The organism is Paenibacillus mendelii (assembly GCF_024498075.1).
Classification (GTDB): domain Bacteria; phylum Bacillota; class Bacilli; order Paenibacillales; family Paenibacillaceae; genus Paenibacillus_Z; species Paenibacillus_Z mendelii.
Genome location: NZ_JANHOF010000003.1, coordinates 696567 through 716695, shown reverse-complemented (window position 1 = coordinate 716695; position 20129 = coordinate 696567). Strand labels below are relative to the sequence as shown.

The 20129-nt window shown below is 52.8% G+C and carries 19 protein-coding genes; 2 read left to right on the top strand and 17 right to left on the bottom strand.

The genetic code is table 11. From position 1 onward, the window contains the following. Nucleotides 1–142: 142 nt before the first annotated feature. On the top strand, nucleotides 143–1003 hold the full coding sequence (locus NNL21_RS13945; protein WP_204819565.1) for an AraC family transcriptional regulator: 861 nt from the start codon (nucleotides 143–145) through the stop codon (nucleotides 1001–1003). Nucleotides 1004–1200: 197 nt separating this feature from the next. Here NNL21_RS13945 and NNL21_RS13940 read toward each other — a convergent pair whose 3' ends face one another. The 17 genes from NNL21_RS13940 to NNL21_RS13860 form a co-directional block, all read right to left on the bottom strand. Beyond that, entirely contained in the window at nucleotides 1201–2013 is an 813-nt protein-coding gene (locus NNL21_RS13940) for an alpha/beta hydrolase (protein ID WP_204819564.1), read from the bottom strand. Further along, nucleotides 1989–2921, bottom strand: a complete 933-nt coding sequence (locus tag NNL21_RS13935) for an aldo/keto reductase (protein ID WP_204819563.1) — start codon at nucleotides 2919–2921, stop codon at nucleotides 1989–1991. Before NNL21_RS13935 ends, NNL21_RS13940 begins: the two co-directional genes overlap by 25 nt. Before the next feature lie 18 nt (nucleotides 2922–2939). After that, nucleotides 2940–3926 (bottom strand): Gfo/Idh/MocA family protein, encoded by a 987-nt coding sequence (locus tag NNL21_RS13930; RefSeq protein ID WP_256555219.1) that lies wholly within the window; start codon nucleotides 3924–3926, stop codon nucleotides 2940–2942. A gap of 186 nt (nucleotides 3927–4112) precedes the next feature. Continuing rightward, nucleotides 4113–4850, bottom strand: coding sequence for a YwaF family protein (locus NNL21_RS13925; protein ID WP_204819561.1), 738 nt, complete (start codon nucleotides 4848–4850; stop codon nucleotides 4113–4115). Nucleotides 4851–4902: 52 nt separating this feature from the next. Continuing rightward, nucleotides 4903–5994, bottom strand: a complete 1092-nt coding sequence (locus tag NNL21_RS13920) for a M24 family metallopeptidase (protein WP_204819560.1) — start codon at nucleotides 5992–5994, stop codon at nucleotides 4903–4905. A 163-nt stretch (nucleotides 5995–6157) separates the two neighbouring features. Further along, nucleotides 6158–6337, bottom strand: coding sequence for a hypothetical protein (locus NNL21_RS13915; RefSeq protein ID WP_373567566.1), 180 nt, complete (start codon nucleotides 6335–6337; stop codon nucleotides 6158–6160). 75 nt (nucleotides 6338–6412) lie between these two features. Continuing rightward, nucleotides 6413–7438, bottom strand: a complete 1026-nt coding sequence (locus NNL21_RS13910; protein ID WP_204819558.1) for a zinc-dependent alcohol dehydrogenase — start codon at nucleotides 7436–7438, stop codon at nucleotides 6413–6415. Next, a complete protein-coding gene (locus NNL21_RS13905) occupies nucleotides 7435–10107 on the bottom strand; it encodes a hypothetical protein (RefSeq protein WP_204819557.1) in 2673 nt (890 codons plus the stop codon). Before NNL21_RS13905 ends, NNL21_RS13910 begins: the two co-directional genes overlap by 4 nt. Before the next feature lie 222 nt (nucleotides 10108–10329). Continuing rightward, nucleotides 10330–11094, bottom strand: coding sequence for an MBL fold metallo-hydrolase (locus NNL21_RS13900; protein ID WP_204819556.1), 765 nt, complete (start codon nucleotides 11092–11094; stop codon nucleotides 10330–10332). After that, nucleotides 11070–11459, bottom strand: coding sequence for a RidA family protein (locus NNL21_RS13895; RefSeq protein WP_204819555.1), 390 nt, complete (start codon nucleotides 11457–11459; stop codon nucleotides 11070–11072). Before NNL21_RS13895 ends, NNL21_RS13900 begins: the two co-directional genes overlap by 25 nt. A gap of 51 nt (nucleotides 11460–11510) precedes the next feature. Continuing rightward, entirely contained in the window at nucleotides 11511–12482 is a 972-nt protein-coding gene (locus tag NNL21_RS13890) for a Gfo/Idh/MocA family protein (protein WP_204819554.1), read from the bottom strand. 298 nt (nucleotides 12483–12780) lie between these two features. Further along, on the bottom strand, nucleotides 12781–13479 hold the full coding sequence (locus NNL21_RS13885) for a GntR family transcriptional regulator (RefSeq protein WP_204819553.1): 699 nt from the start codon (nucleotides 13477–13479) through the stop codon (nucleotides 12781–12783). A gap of 251 nt (nucleotides 13480–13730) precedes the next feature. After that, nucleotides 13731–15176 (bottom strand): cardiolipin synthase, encoded by a 1446-nt coding sequence (gene cls, locus NNL21_RS13880; protein WP_204819552.1) that lies wholly within the window; start codon nucleotides 15174–15176, stop codon nucleotides 13731–13733. Nucleotides 15177–15322: 146 nt separating this feature from the next. Continuing rightward, nucleotides 15323–16075, bottom strand: coding sequence for a 2-dehydro-3-deoxy-D-gluconate 5-dehydrogenase KduD (gene kduD, locus NNL21_RS13875; RefSeq protein WP_305880776.1), 753 nt, complete (start codon nucleotides 16073–16075; stop codon nucleotides 15323–15325). Between the two features lie 15 nt (nucleotides 16076–16090). Further along, complete coding sequence (locus NNL21_RS13870) at nucleotides 16091–16846, bottom strand: DeoR/GlpR family DNA-binding transcription regulator (protein ID WP_204819651.1); 756 nt, start codon at nucleotides 16844–16846, stop codon at nucleotides 16091–16093. Between the two features lie 33 nt (nucleotides 16847–16879). Beyond that, the gene (kduI, locus tag NNL21_RS13865) at nucleotides 16880–17713 is read right to left on the bottom strand and encodes a 5-dehydro-4-deoxy-D-glucuronate isomerase (protein ID WP_204819551.1); all 834 of its coding nucleotides are present in this window, start codon (nucleotides 17711–17713) and stop codon (nucleotides 16880–16882) included. A 473-nt stretch (nucleotides 17714–18186) separates the two neighbouring features. Continuing rightward, nucleotides 18187–19020 carry a phytanoyl-CoA dioxygenase family protein gene (locus NNL21_RS13860; protein ID WP_204819550.1) on the bottom strand — a complete coding sequence of 278 codons (834 nt, stop codon included), beginning with the start codon at nucleotides 19018–19020 and terminating at the stop codon, nucleotides 18187–18189. A gap of 133 nt (nucleotides 19021–19153) precedes the next feature. Here NNL21_RS13860 and NNL21_RS13855 point away from each other — a divergent pair, with 133 nt between their 5' ends. Then, nucleotides 19154–20050 carry an AraC family transcriptional regulator gene (locus NNL21_RS13855; protein WP_256555218.1) on the top strand — a complete coding sequence of 299 codons (897 nt, stop codon included), beginning with the start codon at nucleotides 19154–19156 and terminating at the stop codon, nucleotides 20048–20050. Nucleotides 20051–20129 lie beyond the last annotated feature (79 nt).

Below are 20129 nucleotides of genomic sequence, written 5' to 3'. Positions count from 1 at the left end.
CGTACAAAATAGAAACCGGCCAAGCTAGAAACGAAATTACGACTTATTCATACGATCTTATGATTCTAATCCGAAGAAAACGTTGACAATCGTATGTGTTTGAAATATCTTGATAGAATTGTATGATACAGGGGGTCTAGAGATGACGGTTAGTCCATTAAAGGAAAACACGCTCATTCCCGATCAGACATTTCCCATTAATGTTTTTTTTGTCAGCAGCTTTCCGCTGCACTGGCATGATCATATGGAATGGATATTCGTGAGGTCGGGCAAGACCCGTATTCAAATCGATGCGGGTTACGAGCAGCTTCATCAGGGAGAGCTTGCTTACGTTAATTCGAAGCAGCTGCATGGTGCTGCCAGTCTAGAGCCGGACACCCGGCTTGTCTGTATTGTGTTTAATGAAGCGCTCGTGCGCGGAAACGGATTGGATATTACGGAGCTCCATTACTTCCTGCCTTATTTGAATCAACGGATGAAGTGGCCGAGCGTGATGAAGAAGCTCGACCCGTTCATGGATCAGATCAATGAATCGTTCGAGCGGCTGCTGGCCGAATTTGAACGGAAGGCTCCAGGTTATGAGCTTCTGGTGAAAGCCGAGCTTCTTCGGGTGTTCGGCTTATTCTTCCGCTATGCCAAGCAGTATGCGGTCCAGAATGTGAACCAGCCTGCCGCGCGCATTCACAAGGGACATGACCTCTCTTCACTGCTTCATGTGCTGCGAGATCGATTCGCCGATACGTTCACCGTGACCGAAGCGGCACGGATGGTGAATCTAAGCCCGAATCACTTCTGCCGGGTGTTCAAACAAGTGACCGGGAAGACGTTGATCGAATATTTGCACCTGCTGCGGATTAATGAAGCGGAGCGGCTGCTCCTCGAAACCAGTCTGTCCGTGACCGAAATCGCAGGCCATGTCGGTTTCTCCAACATGACCTACTTCGGCCGTATCTTTAAGAAAATGAAAGCTGTAACGCCATCCGAGATACGTAAGAATGTATAGGCGGCAGAACTGCACAGTCGAATGTTCTTACGATCGCTGTTGTTTAAACAAGGTGAACGCTAACGCTTCTTCAGGATCATTCGACCGCTCCGCTGGACGCTGAAGAAGACAGCGACAGAACGAATAAGCACAATGGCTGTACAGGTTTGAGGGCCTGTCCAGCCATTGTGCTTATTGTTGCGATCGTATAATTTCCGTTACCCGGTGAAGCCGTACCGTTTCAACCACAAGCCGCATACGGTCGTCCAGGTAGCAACATGCTCGTCCTGCTCGGCCAGCGCGAGACCGTGCGGCCCCTTCTCGTACACATGCAGATCGAAGGGTACACTGGATTTCCGCAGCGCGGAAGCGAAGAGGAAACAGTTCTCGACGGGTACGGCCTCATCGTCGGATGTATGCCATATGAAGGCCGGCGGCGTATCCGCCGTCACCTGCAGCTCATTGCTGAGCAGCTTGATCATACGCTCTTCCGGCTCCGGACCGAGCAAGTTATGCACCGATCCTTGATTCGCATATGGAGGCTGCATCGTAATGACAGGGTAACAGAGGGCCATGAGATCCGGACGGCAGGATTGCTGATCGATCGGATCGGCTGCGCCGGGCATCCCTAGATCGTAATGAGTTCCCGCGGTCGAGCATAGATGGCCGCCTGCCGAAAAACCGAGCACCCCTACTTTAGCCGCATCGATGCCCCACTCCTCCGCGCGGTGGCGAACATACCGGATCGCCCGTTGGAGATCCGTCAGCGCACTTGGAAACCGGTAGGGCGCCACACGATACCGCAGCACGAATGCGTGAATTCCGAGCGTATTCAACCACTGTGCGATCGGATCGCCTTCGTAATCCGCCCGTCCGGCATATCCGCCGCCAGGGCAGACAATAACCGCTCCAGGGCCGCCGTTCTCGGCCAAGAATGGGGTTAGTGCCGGACGGTCCTCATCCGTTGTACCTTCTGCAAAGGGGGCCCCGTCCGGCCACAGCTCAATTAGGGAGTCCGTAGATCCAGCCATCTTATTTCCTCCTGGGACAGTAGAATGTTGGTTGCCTCGAGACAAGACTTCATCTCCGCTTCATTCCGCGGGCCGATAATGGCAGCCGTCGGGAATGACTGGCTAAGCACGTAAGCCAGCGCGATCTGAATCGTCGTAACACCCTTTTCTTTACCCAATTTCTCGGCACGGTAATAACGTTCCCAGTTCGCATCATTGTAGAATACGCGCACCAAATCCGCATCCGAGCGATCCTCCGGCGTGAAGCGTCCCGTGAAGAAGCCGCGGGCTTGCGAGGACCAGGAGAAGATCGGCAGACCCGAACGTTCATGCCAAGCCAGCGCCTGCTCGTCCACACTCACGCAATCACTCCAGAAAGGCTCCTTCGCTTTGGCAAGGCTCAGGTTGGGACTGCTGAAGTCGAAGCCGCGCAGACCATGCTCAGCTGCATAACGGTTCGCTTCCTCGAGCCGTTCCGTCGACCAGTTGGATCCGCCGAAGGCAAGAATCCGGCCTGCTTCCACATGCTCGTTCAGCCATTCCAGTATCGCACCGACAGGAACGTTCCGATCATCGCGGTGGAGAGCGTATACGTCGATGTAATCGGTGCGAAGCCGCTCCAAGCTGATCTTCAGCTCTTCCTCGATGGCAGCCTTGGACATGCGCGAGCCATTATGGTCGGGGTGAGCGCCCTTCGTCCAGACGTTAAAGGTATCGCGGTTCTTCCGTTCCTCCATCCACATGCCGATCGCTTGCTCGCTCTTGCCGCCGCCATAGATAAACCCGCTGTCGACCGTATTGCCGCCGATGGCTGTAAACGCATCCATGTTCGTACACACCAGCTCGAATACTTCCGGTGAAAAATAATCGGAGCCCATGATCAGGCGGGATACGCCCTGCTTCAAGCCTGGCAAATCAATTGTTTTCATCTTTCGTATGTCCCCCTTCTAAAGTTGAACGCGCTTACGCGTCTCGGCTGATTCTAAACAAGCGTCGATGATTCTCATATTAGCCACGGCATCCTCGGGAGCGAACCGTGCCGCTTGCTCACCCCATGCAACCCGGGCAAAATCATCCGCCTGCAGCGCGTATTGATTCAGTGCCGGCTGCTGCTCTTCCCGCTTGCCGTCATTCGTATGGACAATAAAGCTCGCATCGCCGATGAAGGCCGACGGTACTTCGATCCGTCCTGTCGTTCCAAGCACTTCAAGCGTGTTACGGAACGCAGCCCACATGCCGCAATCGAACGTAAGCGCGACGCTGCCTGGAAACTCGAGTATACCCGAAGCCATCATATCGACGTAGTCATGCTCCGGCGATAATAGGGCATGCACCGTTGCCGCTTCCGGCTCGGCGTCTAAGAGAAGCCGCGCTGCGGAGATCGGATAACAGCCGACATCATAGATCGAGCCGCCGCCCCATTCCTTGCGATAGCGCACATTCTTGCTGTCTCCGGCATTATTGAAGGTGAACGTTCCATGAATCCCGCGAAGCTCGCCGATCTCCCCGGAACGGATAATTTCTTTCATCCGGTCATAACGCGGGTGAAAGCGATACATGAACGCTTCCGCCAGATGAACGCCCGCCTTCCTGCTCGCGTCTGCCATCTTCTGCGCCTCTGCCGCATTAAGGGCGATCGGCTTCTCGCAGAGGACATGCTTTCCTGCTTCCATCGCACGGATGCTCCACTCCATGTGCAGATGGTTCGGCAGTGGAATATATATGGCATCAATATCGAAATCTTGTAAAATCTCCTCATAGCTTCCATAGGCTTTGGGGATCTCTAGTTTAGCCGCCGTCTGCTCGGCTTTCTCAAGCCCGCGGCTGGCGATGGCGGTTACCACGCCTGTCTCGGATTGTTTAATACCTGGGATGACCGCGCCTACCGCAATACCGGCACAGCCGATAACGCCCCAACGAAGTTTTCGACTCAATTCTGATGCACCTGCTTTCCTCGATTTGGCATCATTATAGTTCAATTCGGACATGAAATGATATAGAACATTTTTGCTTTTGCATATCAAATTAATGTCGCGGGTCCGTCTCAATCTATTAAAAACAGCCGCGCTCTCGTACGAGAGCGCGGCTGCAGCTGGTCATGAATTGTTTTCCCATATCCTCTACACCTGTCTTTCCGTTCGCTCCGCTCTTGTCCGGGGGAACGCTGCAAACGGCAGGTAAAGAATGAAGAAGAGCACCAGAGCCACTGCCTCCATCGATAGCAAGTACCAAGGATATGGGCCGAGGACATCCAGCAGAGATGCTGTATCCGGTTTTCTGGCCAGAAACATGTAATTGCCGCCGGTAGCAGCATTGATGAGATATACGACAATCAGCAGCGCATTCAAAAAGCCCATCGTCAGCACGATAGATTTCAGCGTTGGCCGGAACCCCTCCACCCACACCATATAGAGCACGGCCAGAATGATGGCGATGTGAGCGGTGAAAAATTCGATAAACCGAAAATGCGGGTAGCCATAATACAGTGCTGGCGTCAACAACGCCTGAATTGCACCGCCGATCCCGGCAAAGTAAGCGATCTGAAACACGATCCTGCTTCTGAACAGCAGCATGAAGATGCACAAATATAAGGAAATACTGCATAATTCAAGCGGCAGCGTATCCTTAGGATTGTAAATGCCGCCGGTCACATACCAGACATTGAGCGTAATCTCCGATAGAACAAGCACAGCAGCCAAGACATACCGGCCATTCCGGCTTCTCCTCCCCTGACGGAACCAATGCCGGCAGAGGTACAACAGGAGTACCAGACCTGCGAAGCTGGCAAGAGCAGCAAAGTGGGAAGGTGAATAGGCCTTGAACACGGCCGAAGCATGGGTATCAAACCAACTGCCCATAGGATCTACCCCCGTGGATGTAAGGATGGTCGTTCCAGACGCAGTGCCTCAGCTAGCCGATCACGGTAAGCTCCTTCGGGAAGGCCGTCAATACTTCGACCCCATCCTCGGTCACGATCACATCGTCCTCAATACGTACACCGCCCAGTCCGGCTACATAGACGCCCGGTTCAACCGTGAACGCCATGCCCGCTGCGAGCCGTTCTTCGTTCTGACCGTGTACAGACGGATATTCATGAACATCGAGCCCGAGCCCATGACCCAGACGGTGCATGAAGTAGTCGCCGTAGCCCTTGGCTGCAATCGTATCCCGGGCAGCGCGGTCTATGCTAGCAAGCGTCGCGCCAGGCCGAATCGCTTCAATGGCCTTCAGGTTAGCGGATAACACCGTCTCGTAGATTTCCTTCAGCTTATCATTCACGTCTCCAACGGCAAACGTACGCGTAATATCCGATGCATACCCGTCCACGTACACGCCAAGATCAAACAGCAGCAGCTCGCCGCTTTGCACCTTCCGGTCGCCCGGTATGCCATGCGGCAGGGCCGATTTCTCGCCTGCCAGCACCATCGTGTCGAAGGAAGGACAATCGGCGCCAAGCTTCTTCATCCGATAATCGAGCTCGGCAACGAGATCCAGCTCGCTGACACCCGGCTTTACATGCGCGATTCCGGCATGCAGCACATCTTCGATCATCCGCACCGCTCTTCGCATCATAACAATTTCGCTTGGCGACTTAATGACGCGCATCGACCGCAGCACTTCGTCAATATCGACGTACGCCTGTGCGTCTGCTGCAGCAGACAACGCTTCGAAACGGCTCACCGTCAGGTGGCTCTTCTCCAGCCCGAACTTGCTCAGCTTGCTTGGCAGCAGCTTGCTCAGAACCTCATACGGATTATCGGTATCCGCATGCGTGTAGATATGAGGGATTTGCTTGGCGGCTGCCTGAGCAGCTTCCAGGTCAATGGCGGGAACAAGCAGGAACGGCGATTCACCCTTAACCAGAACAAGGCCTAAGAACCTCTCATGCGGATTGCTCCGAAAGCCCGTCAAGTAGAAGACGTGAGCCGGCAGCGTAACCAACAGTGCATCCATCGATCTTTCGTTCATATATTCATGAAGAGCTTGCATGCGAGTTTGCATGTACTGCACCACCTATTTCATTGTCTTATCGCTAATTCACTGCCAACATTATAGCATATAAAGAATGAAATCCGTTATGCCCTGCCCGGCTCCAGCAGTCCCGCCCCATGTACACAAGCTCGCTGTCCAAGCAAGCCGCGTGACGATTCAATCAATGCAGGAATTAGGAAGCTATCCTAACGGTATACACGCCATTGAGCACCGTCGCGAACGAACCATTCCCTTGGATCAGAGTGCCGTCCTCTTCCTCCACCTCTAGCGCCTGCGAATAGATCAGGCGGCATTCCTTGCCGTACGTCGATACAATCCGCGCTTCCTTCAATTGATTATCCGCCCACTCGATATCGACGATAAAGCAATAACAGAAAAACCCGGGACTGCTCCCGGGTTCATTGGCTCTTGCAACGGTTAAATTCGTTTATTGTGCTGGATCCAAGATAATCTTCCCATGATGGACGCGCCCGGACACGAGGTCGGCAAACGCGCCGCCGCCCTCTGACAGCGGCCGAATTTCCGTCCAGCCTTCCTCTGTGATCCGGCCGCTTACAAGCAGTGCTACCGCATCGTTAAAATCTTCGCGGCTGTAGCAGAACGAGCCGAGAATCGTAATTTCCTGACGTGTCAGATGGTTGAGCGGCAGCGACGTATCATCTATGCCAAGACCGATATTCATCAGCGTGCCGCCGGAATTCAACATCCGTACCGAGGTCTCCCGGGTATCCTGGAAACCGGCTGCATCGATAACGACGTCTATGCCTTCATCGCCGAATAGTTCTCCGGCTCTGACGCGGATATCCTCCACGGCTGAATTGACAACCTCGCCAAGTCCCAGTCGCTTGGTCATGGCTAATCGGTCCGGATTGCGATCGACGATTACAATCTTGGATGCGCCGAGTATTCGGGCTGCCATCGCGCATAAGAGACCGATTCCTCCCGCTCCGAATACGAGAACGTTCGGCAGCGAATGTCCCGCCATCGCTCGTTTCGTTGCGCGAAGCGAGCAAGCCAGCGGCTCAGCCAGAGCAGCCCGGAACGGACTGATCGAATCAGGCACAGGTACGACAGCCTCTGCTGGCACGGTTACCATTTCGCCGAATGCACCTGACCGATGAATGCCGATAATATTGCGCTTCTCGCACAGCTGGGTCAGCCCCTTCAGGCAAGGACGGCAGTGTCCGCAGAAGAGCAGCGGGTTGACGACTACCTTTTGACCGGCACGCAAGGTGGAAACCTCGGCGCCTAGACTGACAATTTCCCCGCAAAATTCATGACCCATAATCAATGGGGGCACTCGAAGACTGTTATGGCCCAGATACCCCTCGATTTCGGAACCGCATATGCCTACGGCCTTCACTTGAATCAATACCTCGTTAGGCAATGGAACAGGCTCCGGACGCGGCTCCCACTCCATCGTTTCATTCGCTACCCAAACCAATGCGTTCATTGCTTATTCCCCTTCTCTTCGGTGCTGTTGCCAGTACCCTCTATATTCGACGCGGCCGCTTCAGATACCGCCTGCTGCAGCTGATCCACGATGCTGCGGCAGTTCAACCTCTTTTCCATCAAATCCTGAACCGTATAATAATAATGATTGCTCGCTTCGAATCCGATGCGGGAATCCCGCTGAATAATTTCCATCAGCTGCCGCGCGTTATCCGCTTCCTCAAGCGCGATCTCCATCAGCTTCCTGCCGGCTTGGAGCCGGGTGTTCGGTTTTCTAGCTTTAAGATAGCGCCTGCGGGAGATGACGAACCCAATTTGCAAATAGCTGCTTCTAAAATGAAGATAAGCAGCCGAAGCGGCTGTCATCAAATCATCGAAGTCCCGCTCGGTGCCGGGAAGCAGACTCTTCCTCGCCTTCTCCAGAAGCTGCAGCCCTCTCTTCCATCCACTGGCCAGCTTCTTGAATTGCTGCGCGAAGACAGCTTCGGGATAGCTGCCTCTCCACGTCTGCAGATCATCGTAGGGACAGCCGATCATCGTCGCCGTATAGTCGGTCGGCTGCATGTACAGCAGATTGGCAGGACCGTAATTTTGCGGCGCGAAATAGACGGTATGGATGCTGAACGGAAACTCGCGAAACGCTCTGCTGAACGCTCCGGAAGCCTGCGCGATCGTCCGGCCAGCAGTTGGCCCGTATTTGCCCGTAAGCAGCTCATGGAGACCTGTCTTTGCCCCCTGTTCCGATTCCCAATAATATTCGGAAGCCAGCTCCAGATTGATCGACGGATAGCCGCCCAGCGTCCAGCTCAGCATTAAGCCGCTGACGCCCGATTCGTTCAGATGGCCCAGATGCTCCTCAATGAGCTGGAAGACGGGCAGGAACGGAACCGCGGAGCACTCCCATGTATTGTTGAACTGGACCTTGGCCGCTGCCTGCAGCCCCCGCTCTTGCGCCAGACTCCAGCTTCGCCGCGCTTTCTCCCCCGGACCGACGACCGATATGGAGTAGTCGATGACTTCACCTTTCACTCCGCCAACATTCGTTGGAATCGCTTCTTCACTATTGCACATGACGGTGACGTTCTCGGGCAGCTGAGCGATAATCGACGGGATGTCCTCGTAGGCCCATCCCCAAGCCCACGTAATAATACGTGCGGACGGCTGCGCGCCGTACGCTCCCTCTGCTATGACGCGGTTCACCTCGGCGATTACATCGCTCCGCTTTCTCTGACTGCAGCGGGGACAATTCGTCAGACCGCCGGGTGCTCTGGAGTAACAATTCGTCAAGTTCTCCGACATGGTGATCGTGAACAGACCGGCAAGGTCGGGCACCTCTCGAAATAACCGCGATACCCAATTGTGCAGCAGCTCCAGTACACCCGGGCTGGACGTACACATCGACGCATGGCCATCTTCAATATGTCCCTGCCAATCCGGCCTATCAGCGAAGAACGAAAGAGGCATGGACCTTGGCTCGTTGCAATACAAGAAAATACCGATGCCAAAGCGTGCCGCTCGTTCTACCAGCCCGCGCAGACTGGCGATTCGTCTCTCCCAGCCATCCGATAATTCCGGCACTTCCTCCCATGGGACTAGGCTGTATAGGACGCTCTGCAGCCAAACTCCATTAATGCCTGCATCAGAAAGCCGCTCCAGCAGATCATCCGGAAACGGATTCAATTCAGGCTCAAGGAGCGGATCGCCGTATACGGCACTATACGAGTAGATATAACGGAACTGCATCTTTGGAGAACGCTGGTACTCGCCTTTAATAACGTAGGGAACGCCGCGTTTGTTCATCTGCTGCTCCAGCCACTGAAGCCCCCGCATAATCCCCGGCTCGGCGCCGGCACGAATCGTAATCTCCTGATCCGCAGCCGTTATCGTATGCGTCTCATCGGTCTTCGACGATGCCCCCGCTTCCAATATGATCCGCAGGACCGGGCCTTCCTCGCTTGAGGCGGGCAGGTCTGAAGCGCCTTGAAGCCTCCACTTGACCCCCCAAGCCTGCTCGTGCTTCGAGACGAAGCGTTCCACCGTTGATATCAGAATTGGATTATCATGCGGATACACAATCGTCCACGGGATATCCATTTGAATTTCGTCCGGCTGCGGTTTCCGTTCCGGCTTGCCGCGGCGTACGGGTTCCTTCTTATACCGGTCCAGAAAGTCGAACGGCCGCTCGAAGGACTCTGATTGGACATCGCCTTCCGAGGCTGAACGACGGTAATCTGCTGCAGCTTCTCTAATATAAGCCGTCTGGATCTGCTCCTCCGAACTCAGCTGCCTGTATCGTACCGGCTCCGCCCAGGGCTTGCCGCTCCCCAGCTTGATCCATAGAAAGTCATCCTCTTTCAACGCGAAAGCCAGCTTCGCCTCCGTCCATCCAAGCAGCTGCAGGAGCTGCTCGACGGGAAGCAGATGCCAGTTGGCGCGAATGATCGTTATATAGCCCCGCTCCAGCCACTTCGCATCCCTAACCGGCGATTCACCAAGCCCCAGCTCGCCTGCGGCTTGGAGGATTTCCGCCTCTGACGCGCCCAGCACATCGGCAATTCTTGATGGCGGGACCATCCCCCAATTACGCCAGATCACAGCTTGCATACGTGTAGGAAAGTGAGGAAAAGACAAGGCCGGACGTCCTGGGTCCGTTTGTAGTTCGAGTAGCATTCCCGAAGCCTCCATTAGCCGATAAGGTCAGAATCTGCGCCTGACATCGGCGTTCATCTCTAGATTCTTGATATACCGCTTAACTACCTGTGCACTCACTTATGCTGCTGCAGTGAACTATTCACCTGGCGCAATATCGCGTCCGTACTTACGTGAGGCCACGATCGCATCGGCGAAGACACAACCGTGTGCGCTCCTTCTGTACAGTCCACTCGCGGGCAATTATAAATTCGGCGGAATTTCCAAGCGTTCGAAGTACCCATGCGCTTGATCGATATGCTTCCATGCCTCTTCAGCAAGGAAGATGCCATGCCCGGGATACAAGCTGTCGATGCGTAGCTGCTGCATCTTCGCGACTGTAGCTGCATAATCCTGAATGCTGCAGTCCCATATGTTCTGAATAACGACCTTCCCTCCGGCAAAGACAGAATCGCCGCCGAACAGCAGCTTCCTTCCGTCCCGCTCTATAAGAAAACCGATATGCCCCCGGGCATGACCCGGTGTATCGAGCACGCGCAATACCGTATCCCCTATGACGACCTCATCGTGCTCGGCAAGATACCGGGTCACCGGACACGGCGCATATTCATAATCCGCCGGATACACGCCTGCCCGTATCGCCGCGTTGAGGCTGACCTTCTCACGGTCGGCGTTCTCGATCCAAGGAGCAGCTTCCGCGGAAGCTGCAACCTGCATCCCATACTGGCGGTGAAAATAGGCGGCTCCCGCCGCATGATCGCCATGAGCGTGAGTAAGGAGCAAATATCGAATTTGCTCCGGTTTAATGCCGATACGCTGTATATTCGCAACGATTCGCTCCGGCTCCACGCCGCCGCCGGCATCGATAAGGGCATATTCACCGCCCCCTCCATCCAGAACAAAGACGTTGCAATCCGTCGCATGGCTTAGCTGAGCGCCATGCTTGCCGCTGCCAACCATATAGATGGCATCATCGACCCTGATCATGACGGAATATAGGCAATGCACTCGATTTCAACGCGCATCCCGGGAGGGAATTTCACGATCTCGAAGGTGCTTCGAGCGGGAGGCTCATCCTGGAAGAACGTCCCGTATACTTGGTTATAGATTCCGAAGTCATCCAGCTCATCGATAAAGGAGGTCACTTTGACGACATGCTCGAGGGAAGTACCGGCCGCTCGCAATATTTCCTCGATATAGGACAGTACCAGATGCGTCTGCTTTTCAATATCCCCTGGATGCAATACAGCTCCGGTTTCGAGATCGAATGGGCAGGTCCCCGCTACATACACCATATCGCCAAGCTTGACGGCCTGCGAATATTTCCCGCTCGGTACCGGTACTTTGTCCGTCTTAATGATTTCTTTCCTCATTAATCCTTCACTCCCTCTGATCCGGCCTAAGCCTAATTCATCGTATTCGTATTAGAGCTGAAGCGCTGTATGTTCCAACGACGATTGGTTCGCTGCCAGTGTAACGGCGAGCGTGCGCGCAGCATCGCTGTAGCTGCTCAAGATCGATTCTTGCGTGTTGCGTGCGATCGCATCGATAAACGTCTTGCATTGCTCGAAATAAGGCTCCATTGTAGAAGTCATCGTCTCATTCTGATTCTCGTCTACGATGGTTAAGGTAAAGCCGTTATTGCTCAGATGAACGAAGAAATCCGGACCGAACAATTTGACATCCGATGCGGAATGATGGACGGAGAAGCAAGATTCCGTGATACTGCCAATCGTGCCCTGCTCCATCGAGAACGTAATCGAGCCCGCATCATAAATTGTTCCTTGCTTCTGCTGAGCATCGAAGGAGACGCGTCCAAATTTGGCTTCGACCTCATGGAATTCGCCAGCCAAATAACGGATCATATCCACCTGATGCGTCACGGCATCCACCAGATGCCCCCCGGACATATCGAGCTGATGCCACCATTGCGCGGGATGCGAGCCTCCAAACCGGTAGGCTTGGATCAGATGGGCTTGACGCCCGTGCAAGTAAGCTTTCGCCTGCTGGACCGTATCCAGGTAACGGAGACAATAGCCGACCGAATGAATGATTCCGGCATCTAGAATGATGCGTTCTTTCCGGCGTACATCTTCCATATTCAGTCCGAGCGGCTTCTCCACGAACAGGTGAATACCGCGCGTTGCGGCAAGCTCCTCCAGATTCCCCCTTGCGAACTGCGGCGTACAAATAAACACGGCATCGATCCGGCTTGGGTCCAGAACATCCTCCGCGCTATCCATCACCTGCGCTCCGGTACTCTCGGCAGCTTTGCTTGCGTTCTCCCTGTTCACATCGAAGATCGATACAATCTCCGCATCTTCGATTTTCTTCAAGCTTTCAATATGGAGAGAGGCAATTCCGCCTACCCCAATGAATCCAATCTTCAAACTCATGCTCATCATCCAACCTTTCTTCGCAGCAAAATGTTGTTCAACTAATGGTTTCCCAGCTCTCCGCCTCAATTGTTAACAAGACTGATTCGCCTTCATATATTCGCCTGCCACCCTTGCTATACCTGCAAAGAAATCCGCACAAATTTACATTAATAGCGCTTCCATTACTAAAGCTTGATGAGTGCATGGTTCTCCCGCCCGCCAGGCCTGTCGCTTCTCGACGTCAGATAGGCGTTGACCGATGCATGCCCTCCCCTAAAGAGGGGAGTTTCCGCCCGCTATAGAACCAGGTGCTCCTCTAGAACCAGGCCCGGTTGTCAAATTCATCGTCAGGCCCTTTCTTCATATCGGCATATTCACAATACGAGCGGTAGATATGGCTGCGCATCACTTTCTCCGCTTCATCCGGATCCCGCTTGCTTAATGCTTCGATCAGCTCCAAGTGCTGCTCGATCTCCTTCTCCTTCGTTGAAGCGCTGCCCAGAATACGATTCACAAGCGCGATCTGGAATGAAATCGTTCTGTACATGGCAATGAGACGTTCATGCGAAGAGAGCTCGATGATCGTCTGATGGATGTGCAGGGAATCCTGGAGCAGTGAAGGGATCGAATCGTCGTGAACCTTCACTTTCATTTGTTCATAGAAATCCTGCAAAGACAGGATATCCTCATCGGTCGCCTTCATAACGGCTATTCGGATCGCCAATCCTTCATAGACCGCCCGCAGCGAATAAATTTCAAACACGTCTTTCATATGAAAATCGCGCACCATCGGCCCTTTATTCGGGACGATTATAATGATGCCTTCCCCTGACAATTGGCGGATCGCCTCGCGAACGGGTGTCTGGCTGATTCCATAATCCTTGGCCAGCTTCGTCTCCACGATTCGATCGCCGGGATTCAGATCACCTTCTAATATTTGATTTTTGATCAGTTCTACCAGGTCTCCACTAATACTTTGCTTCGTCAATACATGCGGTTTCGTAAATTTCTCCATCTTACCTATCAACCTCTATTTCTCACAGAATACATATTGGGATCGGACAATATCGCTAATAAATCGTACATGTCTATATTTTGTTTATGTATTATATATAATATAAAATGGGTGATCAAATGTAAACGCCTTTTTGTTAGAATGCCGAGGTCAGCCACAGCACGAATAAGACTGCCGGATATAACTGTCCCGGCAGTCTTAAGGCAAGTAAAATCCCTTTACGGGAGAACAAGATCCATCCTGCTGAGCCGCTACAAGATCGGTGATAGGAGACGCGTGAAGGATTCCTTGATTCGCTGCATGCGCGATCTTGCACTGTATTCCGCTAAAGTCAGCTCACGGCTATATACCCGGTCATGATCGAAAATGTGCTGGAGTTCGGCAGCCGTCTTGCTATCATAGATGATGGCATTCGCCTCAAAGTTCAACTTGAAGCTGCGAATATCGACATTCGCCGTGCCAATCGAAGCAATCAACCCGTCTACTACAATCGACTTGGCGTGAAGGAAGCCTTTCTCATACAATAAGCATCTTCCGCCCGCCTCGAGCAAATCACCCAGATAAGAGAACGAAGCCCAGTAGACCATCTTATGGTCCGGCTTGCTCGGCAGCATCAGGAAGACCTCTACGCCGGATAGAGCTGCCAGCCGTAATGCTGTCAGCACGCTTTCGTCAGGAATGAAGTAAGGCGTTTGAATGCAGATGCTCTTTTTTGCAGCATGAATCATTTTGATGTACGCATTCTTAATCTGTTCCTCGGAATTGTTCGGTCCGCTCGAGACGATCTGTATTCCGACGTTACCTTGAGCAGGGCCGACGGGAAAATAGTCGTAGTCCTCCGGGATTGGCACCTCAGAGGCCAAATTCCAATCCAGGAAAAAGAGCGCCTGCATCTGGAGCACGGCACTGCCGCTAATCCGCAGATGCGTATCTCGCCAATAACCGAATCGCTTGTCGAGACTCAAATATTCATCGCCCACGTTAAATCCGCCAATATAGCCAATCTCCCCATCTATAATGGCGAGCTTCCGGTGGTTCCGGTAATTAACCCGTATGTTCAGATAGAGAATTTTCGAAGGAAAGAACGCCGCTACCTTCCCCCCGGCATGTATGAGAGGACTGAAATATTGACTGCGAAGATGCCAGCTTCCGATGGCGTCATACAGAAACCGTACCTCGACGCCTTCCTCGGCTTTGGCTACCAATGCCTTTATCAGCCTCTGCCCGATGGCATCATCTCTTACAATGTAATACATGAGATGAATATGGGATTTGGCCTCCGCAATCGATTGTAGAAGAGCCTCGAATTTGTCATTGCCATCTGTAAAGATATGAACATCATTGTCCTGCGTGTACAAAGCATAGCCGCTCGTTAAGTTCATATAGACCATATCGCGGTAAGGAAGCATTGCCGGATCCTTGAACTCGATTTCATTATGGAGATAAGCTCTGCGCTGCCCCTCCACGATTGCTTTAATATCCCGGCTAATCAGCTTGCTTATCTTGTACAGCTTGACCTTGCTCAGGTTTTGTCCGAACAGCAGGTAGAGTGCAAAACCGACAATAGGCAGAAAGAGAAGGATCATCAGCCATGCCCAAGTGACGCCGACATTACGACGTTCCAGGAAGACGACTGCCACAGCAAACAGTAAGTTTAGAAGGATAATAATCGCGTATGCATTCTGGTACAGTGACATTGGGCCTAAAGCCACCTCGATTCAACCCGGATGAAACAACTATAGCGTATTGTCAAAATGTTGGCAAAGGTTCCCTATCGATCAGAAAGGCCGCCTCGAGATGAGGGCGGCCAAGTTTACACGATTATGTTTCGTAAACTATACTCCTATCTGGCCATCCATCCGCCATCTACGCAGAGAACATGACCATTCATATAATCGGAAGCTGATGAGGACAGGAAGACGGCAGGACCCTTCATATCGGCCGGTGCTCCCCAGCGTCCTGCCGGAATGCGCTCAGTGATGGACTTATAACGCTTCTCATCCGCTATGATCGGAGCTGTATTGTTCGTTGTCATGTATCCTGGAGCGATGGCATTGATTTGGATGCCGCGTCCAGCCCATTCATTGGCCAAGGCCTTCGTAATACCGGCTATTCCATGTTTGCTGGCCGTATACCCCGGCACGTTAACCCCACCTTGAAACGTAAGCACGGAAGCGATGTTAATAATCTTACCGCTTCCCCGCTCCAGCATATGATTGCCGAGCAGCTGACAGAGAAAGAAGACCGAGTCCAGGTTAAGCGCCATGACATCATGCCAGTCCTGGCGCTTGTGATCCGCCGCTGGCGTACGGCGAATGATGCCTGCATTGTTTATGAGAATATCAATTCCGCCAAACAGACCGATCGCTTCCGTTACGACGCCTTCCAGCAGCTCTTCCTTGCCGAGATCGGCTGCAATGAACTGCGCCTGTCTGCCGAGTGACCGGATCTTGTCTACGGTTTCACGGCTCTCTGAGGAGGAGACAGCGACAACATCGGCACCGGCTTCAGCCAGTCCGATCGCGATCGCTTGTCCGAGACCGCCGGAGGCACCGGTAACTAGAGCGCGTTTACCCGTGAGATCAAATAAATTCATTATTATCGCACCTCTTCATTCATATTCCACTTCGATTCCGGCTGCCCGGAATGCTGCCGCCGTCTCCGGATCGCATCCGCTATCGGTTAGAATTCGTGAAACTTCAGATAAACCAGCGAACGTCCGCAGCGCGGATTGGCCAAATTTATAATGATCGACGACGGCGTAGACCGCCGCGCTCGTTTCGATGATCGCCCGCTTATAATCGATCAGATCATTCGTGTAGATCGTAAAGCCATGCTGGATATGTACGCCCGTAGAGGAGATGAAAGCCTTCTTAATATTCAGCGTACGGATGTAGGTGACGGCCTCTGGTCCAGCAAGCATATTGCGAACCCGGTATCCGCCGGGGACAACTAACCGGATCTCATCCTTGCGTACCAGCTCGCTTATGATATTCAAATCATTGGTTATGACCGTCAGCGGCCCATTATCGAGCCGCCTTGCCATTTCAAGCGTCGTACTGCCCCCGTCGAGCGCGATAATGTCATGGGGTTCAATGTAGCGGAGGGCCCGTTCAGCGGCTTCCGCTTTCTCGGATTGATGTTTATGGACGGGGCCTCTAGTCGTCAGAATCCCAAGCTGCTCGCCTTGGGCCAGCATGGCTCCGCCATGGACGCGCAGAAGCAGGCCTTTCTCCTCGAGCTTCGCCAGATCTTCCCGAATCGTCTTGCCCGTTACGGACAGCCGCTCACTCAGCTCGCTAACCGTTACTTCCTTACGCTCAAGGAGCATTTCCATTATATTCTCGTATCTTCGGAGAGGGTTCATCGCAATCATCCGTTTCTGCTAGGTTGGTTTCCCCTATCTTAAATCTTTCATGGCAACCGCGTCCATATCTTCGAATGTTTGATTCTCGCCGGCCATCCCCCAAATAAACGTATAGCTGCTCGTACCTACCCCGCTATGAATCGACCAGCTTGGCGATATAATCGCCTGTTCATTGCGCACGACAAGATGACGCGTTTCCTGCGGCTCGCCCATATAATGGAAGACAACGCCGTCACTGGGCATATCGAAGTAGAAATAAATTTCCGAACGGCGGTTGTGCGTATGGCACGGCATCGTGTTCCACATGTTGCCCGGCTTAAGCAGCGTCATGCCCATAACAAGCTGGCAGCTCTGCACGCCGCCCGTATGGATGTAACGGTAAATCGTGCGTTCATTCGAATTGGAGATGCTGCCCAGATGATTAGGGGATGCTTCACTGATCGCGATCTTCACCGTCAGATACGTCCGGTGGGCGGGAGCCGAGTTCAAGTAGAATTTCGCCGGCTCGTTTGGGTTATCACTTGTGAAGGCGACTTCACGAGCTCCAAGCCCAATATATAAACCATCCTTGGAGTCCATACTGTAAATCGTGCCGTCAACGGATACCGTTCCACTGCCGCCAATGTTGATAATACCGATCTCCCGGCGCTCGAGGAAAAAGTCGGCACCCATCTCCTTCTTGTCCGCTTCCAGCAGCACGGCTTGACCCATCGGCAGCACGCCTCCGACGATAAATCGGTCCACATGGGTATATGTAAGCGTCAATTCATTCGGTACGAATAATGATTCCATCAGAAATTCCTGGCGCAGCCTCGATGTATCGAAGCTCTTCACTTCATCCGGGTGGGATGCATAACGGATATCCATTGGACTAACATCTCCTTTTAAGTTCAAATGCGTTTATTTACGTTCATATTACTCCATTTAGTAATTGTGGTCAATCACAAAAAGGGCTTCCCATAAGTGAAACTTCCACTTTGTAAATCGTATCGATCATTAATCTTGGGGATATATCTCCTTCCGGTTGCTGTTGGAATCGTGAAATTGGAATAGGTAAACTCGCATCAAGGTGATTTCACGATTCCAAAGGCAAACGCTATCGCTCCTACAGCAGATATATCCTCTTTTTTCTTTATCGGTTTCGGGAAAAATATGCCCAAAATCAAAAAAAAGAAATCGCCTTTGGGAAAATGGAGGTATGACCCAGCCATTCCAAAGCGCGATTTCTTTGTACATTTCAATGCAAACACAATTTTAATGATCAAATGAGCTAGCTCCAAAGTAAAGCCTTGGAGTCGGCCCCAATTTATGAATGGACCTGTCTTTAGGAAGTAAGAGGCTTACCGCTGATAAACAACCGGATTTAACGGACTGACAGCAAGCTCACCCGGATTGACGCCGGGCAGCCACCGCTTCAAGTCGTTTTCCCTCGCCCTGCTGTCCGGATTAAGCGCGCGCGTACCGTCCGCGTAGTAAATCACCGTCATTACTTCCCGCATAGACTCCGTCGGATTGCCCGGAGCGCTGTGAATCGTCCAGCCCGCATGGAATGTCGCATCACCCGCCGACAAGGCACCATAAGACGTAGTCGCCAGCCCTTTGCCCTCAATATAGGAGCCGATCGTCTTGTGCGACTCGTCGGATATCAGCTGGCGGCTGACATATCCAAGCTTGTGCGTGCCGTCGACGAAAGTCATCGAGCCCACTTCCTCGGAAACGTCGACAAGCGGCATCCACATCGTAATCGTATTCGACGAGTCCAGCGGCCAATAGAGCTGATCCTGATGCCAGGGGGTAAAACCGCCTCCCGGCTCCTTAAATAATGCTTGATCGTGATAGATTCGAACCGCCTCTACCCCCATCAGCTCCGCTGCGATCTTCGCGAAGCGTCTCGCCATTACGAAGCGCGCCGCTTCCTCGCTGAATTCCCACAGATTTCCTACTTGAATGAACGCTTTGCCATACGTATCCCGCTCCCGCAGCGGCTTATCGTGATGATTGTGCTGACGTACATAGCCTGCGATAACGGGCTCGTAACACTCGATTTCATCCGGGGCTGCGACCCCATCCAGCTTAATATGTCCGTTCTCCTGGTAAGACGCGATTTGCTCCGGCGTCAACGCGTAATCTTCATCCAACAGCGGCAGCTCCGCCGGTACTTTATTATCGGGCATCGTAGTCGAATCTCCTTTATCCATCAAATCTAGGAACGGTTTTCCCTTATATTATAGGAAAGATCAGCACGCCCGGCTTTGCATAACCCTCTTCATTCTTTTGTCAAAAACGACTATACTGTTTGAAAGTCTAGTGAAGGGGTTGTTCCCCATCTATTTATCCGAACTGATCGCCAAGTCCCCCATCGTACCCTATATCCGTCAAAGCGACTTCGCTATACGCAAGCCCTGGAATAGCCCCGAACGGCGGCTGCTTGATTATTTGCTGGTCTATATCCAAGAGGGCGAATGTTTGTTTCGTGTCGATGGGACCGAGTATGCGCTGAAGAGCGGCGATACTTGTCTCATTCAACCGGGCAGCCTGACTGACCTGGAGGGCGTTTCGAATACGATTACGCCCTTCGCGCATTTTGACCTGTTCTACAATCCCGAGCGCGAGAACAGCTTTCCGACCCGAGCCGGGCAAACCGATTTGAGCAGCTATTCCCATCTGCTGCAGCCGAGGTTGAATGATTTGCAAGGCATCCATATTCCGGTCCGCTTGAAGCCGAAGCAGCCCATCGCGCTCCGGGACAAGGTACTTGAGATGGTTGAATGCTGGCAGCACCGCGACACGATCATGCAGCTCCGCGCACAATCGCTCGCCACGGAAATTTTGTTAATCGTTCTGGAAGACCATACCGATCTGACCAAAGCCGAGCAAGCCGCTCCGCAGCCGCTCAATTGGATTACCTCCTTCTTCTCCTTCAACCTGTCTGAGCCGATTACGGTCCCGGAGATGGCACGCAGAGCGAATTTGTCTCCATCCCGATTCAGCGCAAAATTCAAGGAGGAATTCGGTATTCCGCCTCATCAATATGTGCGTGATCTAAGAATCCGCCATGCCCGGGAGCTGCTGGAAACCTCCGATATTCGGATCGATGAAATTGCAGCCTATTGCGGTTTTGCCGATATCCACCACTTCTCGAAGGCATTCAAGCAAGCGGTTGGTCTTGCGCCTGGCGCATATAGAAAAGACCCGCTCCGCTAGACTCTCGTCCATCCTGCCGCCATCCTCATCTTCACTGATCCAGACATAACAAACAGGCCAGCCAGATTACCCTGGCTGA